Here is a 3,575-nt window from a genome sequence, read left to right as displayed (position 1 = left end):
GGATCTTTTCAAGATTCGATAAACTGGATGTGATGTTCACCTTCTTTATCCTGGCTTCACTCATCTCAGACACGTTGATTAACGTGAACAGGCCCTAAGTTAATTTGAATTCAGGTACTAACTTTTCCATCCCTCCATGACAGACATGCATATCCGGCTGATTTCCAAAGCCTGCTCTGTACTGTCAGCCTCGGTATAGCAGCGTAGTTCTGGCGCATTACCGGAGGGGCGAAGAGGACTATTTCATTGTTTTTAAAGGCAATTCTAACGCCATCCGTGTGATCAACACTGATCACATCGTCAAAATAGTCACCAAACAATCGGCTGAATGTCTCGGCATCATCACCCGGATCACCGGTTGACAATTGTCTAATTATTTTCCTACTCAGCGCATTCGGAAATGCCTTGATTCGGTCACTGTGGGTATATCGATTGGGCAGCGTTGCGACCAATTCGGAGACAGAAATGTCTTTCTCCCAGCTCTGTGCAAGTACAGAAATGATAACAATCAGTGCATCACGGGTAGGTAAAGGGGAAAGTTCGTGGTCAAACAGTGTGATGGGCGTTGCCTGAAGAAAGCCGCCATTGGCTTCGTAGCCTACTACGCCATTGGAAAAATCCTGCATAGCCTGCTGCATACCCGCGATCACGTAGGGCGAGCCAATCCGGGTGCGCTTGACCTGGTCAAATGCACTGCACAGTTCAACGGCCGTGTTACTGCTTACGGGTGTTACAACCGCCCTGGCATTGAGATATTGAGCGGTAAGAATGCCCGCGATATCCCCCCGAAGCCACACCCCGTTTTCATCACTGACCAGGGGGCCATCTGCATCGCCATCAGTGGATACGACGGCATCCAGTTTGTGCTCCACTACCCATAGCCTCGCCAGTTCCACATCTTCGGAGCGGATCGCCTCGGTATCCACCGGGATGAACGCCTCCGACCGGCCCAGCAGCCTGACCACTTCAGCTCCCAGGGCCTGGAGCACTTCGACAAGCAGGTCCCGGGCCACACCGGAGTGTTCATATACCCCGACACGGCAAGCTTCCAGGAGATTCCCAGGGAACAGGCTGCAGTAGCGCTGTACATAGGTTTCATGACCAGCCTTGTTGACTGAAGGCAACGGCTAGTTCTCTATAAACCAGCCCTCATCGTCAAACAGGCCGTCGGGTAGTTGCACCTGCTGCTGACGAATGCCCTCCTCGTCCGGCTTGAGTATTTCACCTTCAGGCTTGTTGAACTTGATACCGTTGCGATCATCCGGAATGTGGCTGCCTGTGACGATGAAGTGCTGCTTCAGAACGACCTGACGCTTTCAGCCGGTCGACGATGATTTTCACATCCTGCACCCTGTTCTTGGGCGCAACCATAACCGCATCATCGGTCTCTACCACCACCATGTCTTCAACACCCACGGTGGCTACCAGTTTGTATTCGGAATGCACATAGGAGTTTCGGGTATCGTGGGCAACCACATCACCCTGCAGAGAGTTACCAGCCGAGTCTTTTTCGGATACATCCCACAAAGCCGACCAGGAGCCCACATCGTTCCAATCGGCATCCAGTGGTATGACAACCGCGCTGTCGGTCTTCTCCATCACCGCATAGTCGATTGAGTCCGAAGGACAGCGTCCAAAAACCTCTTTATCCAGGTTAATGAAGTCGAACAGTTTTTCCGCAGAGTTATAAGAGTCCCGGCAAGCAGCAAGCATTTCCGGGTTGTGTTTTTCCAGCTTTTCCAGGTAGCGGGATGCCTTGAAGGCGAACATCCCACTGTTCCAGTAGTATTCACCGCTGTCTACATATATTCGAGCTTTCTCGAGATCCTGTTTCTCCACAAACGAATCTACGTTATAAAGCGAGTCATTAACGCCTGCAGAGCTGCCCCTGCGGATATAGTCATATCCAGTCTCCGGCCTGTTCGGTACGATCCCGAACGTAACAAGATGCCCTGCTTCCGCCGAACTTTGTGCCTGCCTGACTTTATCCTGAAACAGGGAAACATCTTCAATGACATGATCAGCAGCCAAAACCAGAAGCACATCATCAGGCGACTCGGCAGCCAGGGCCGCCATGGCAACCGCCGGTGCCGTGTTTTTTCCTACAGGCTCAAGAATTATTGCCTGTGAATCCGCTCCAATCTCCCGCAGTTGCTCGGCCACCATGTAGCGATGATCGTAATTACAAATGACGACAGGGGACCCAATGCTATCGATATCATCTAACCTGGTAACGGTCTCCTGCAGCATGGTTCTGTCTGTAACCAGCGGCAGAAACTGTTTTGGATACTGGCTTCGTGAGAGTGGCCACAGCCGTGTGCCCGAACCACCAGATAAAATGACCGGGATCATATTTACTTTCCTATGTAAAAAATCTCAATCCATGAGTTTGTTGGTTCTATTACCGACGCAATATACCTGTAAATCCCTTACTAACAAACAGCTGCAATGCTTCACTGTTAGCCACAAACATCAGTTGGAATACCGTGTGCTGAATCGTTCAATAAAGGTGTGGAGCTCCTCCATGGGGAGGTGATTGATGCCTGCAGCGCCTTTTCTTCCCCCGCCGGATGCAAAACTACTGCAAAGTTCATCTGCACCGGTTTTGTTATTGAGAGGCGCCCTAACGCTGACAAGGTATCCCCCATGCCTGTTATAGCTGAGAATGGCGTGTGCCCTGTCCGGATGTTCATTGGCCAGTTGATTGCCATATACACCGCTGATTCGGCGTGACCAGGCCTCATCCGGCAATATCACCACTGCAATCGAATCATTAATATGCTCGGCCTCGATCTCCTGGGCACTGGCCATGTCACCCAGGTAACCATCACGCAGTTTCTCAAACACCGACTGGCTATCGCCGATGAAATCAAAGGGGGAGGTATAGCGTACGAGTTCCCGGTAGAGCTCGTCGGGGGCAAAGTGCAGGTCTTCAATACAGCTGCCGTAGCCATTGTAATTGATACAGATACCGAGCAGTTTGAGCTGCTCCAATTCATCTGCCGTGATATTCAGTACCTTGGCGCCCTCTTCTGCGCTGGCGGTCATGTTGTCACCGAATGCCGCCGTCACTGCCCAGGCCCGGTACCTCCCCTGCAGGTGGTTGTCCACCAAGAGACTGGTACAGGTATTGGGGTCTGTATCGATTATGGCGGTGAGTCGGGGGTGCCGAGGGATCTCTCCCGGCATGTGGTGATCGACGTAGAAGACGGAAGCACCCTGCTCCAGCACTCTATTCATTTCGTCACTGTTCTTTGCCATTGAGATATCCAGCACCGTCACTTCATCTTCGGGTGCCACATCTACCCGTTCGAGGAGTTTTATATCCCGCTTGATCCCTGTGACCAGTTGAGCCTCTTTCGGCTCGTTCAGCCGAAGTTGCACCAGGGCGCAGATGCCATCGGCATCGCCATTGAATACGTCAATTGTTGTCATCTGTTCTGTCTGTTGATATTGGGTTCGTTAATTATAAACAACTTAGGGCCTGTTCACGTTAATCACCGTGTCTGAGATGAGTGAAGCCAGGATAAAGAAGGTGAACATCACATCCAGTTTTTCGAATCTTGAAAAGATCC

General features: G+C 51.3%; 4 protein-coding genes. All 4 read right to left on the bottom strand.

Annotation, left to right across the window (positions count from 1 at the left end):
• Window positions 1–110: 110 nt before the first annotated feature.
• Window positions 111–1,124 (bottom strand): phosphohexomutase domain-containing protein, encoded by a 1,014-nt coding sequence (locus tag BOW53_RS12425; RefSeq protein ID WP_078488288.1) that lies wholly within the window; start codon window positions 1,122–1,124, stop codon window positions 111–113.
• A 3-nt stretch (window positions 1,125–1,127) separates the two neighbouring features.
• Complete coding sequence (locus BOW53_RS14020; RefSeq protein ID WP_425442936.1) at window positions 1,128–1,247, bottom strand: hypothetical protein; 120 nt, start codon at window positions 1,245–1,247, stop codon at window positions 1,128–1,130.
• Between the two features lie 10 nt (window positions 1,248–1,257).
• Window positions 1,258–2,352 (bottom strand): mannose-1-phosphate guanylyltransferase/mannose-6-phosphate isomerase, encoded by a 1,095-nt coding sequence (locus BOW53_RS12415; RefSeq protein ID WP_078488287.1) that lies wholly within the window; start codon window positions 2,350–2,352, stop codon window positions 1,258–1,260.
• Window positions 2,353–2,472: 120 nt separating this feature from the next.
• Complete coding sequence (locus BOW53_RS12410) at window positions 2,473–3,435, bottom strand: acetyltransferase (protein ID WP_078488286.1); 963 nt, start codon at window positions 3,433–3,435, stop codon at window positions 2,473–2,475.
• Window positions 3,436–3,575 lie beyond the last annotated feature (140 nt).

This window comes from Solemya velesiana gill symbiont, from assembly GCF_002020805.1.
In the GTDB taxonomy this organism is placed as follows: Bacteria; Pseudomonadota; Gammaproteobacteria; order Chromatiales; family Chromatiaceae; genus Sedimenticola_A.
Note: the sequence above shows the minus strand (reverse complement) of the source record. Positions and strands in the feature narration are given on the sequence as shown.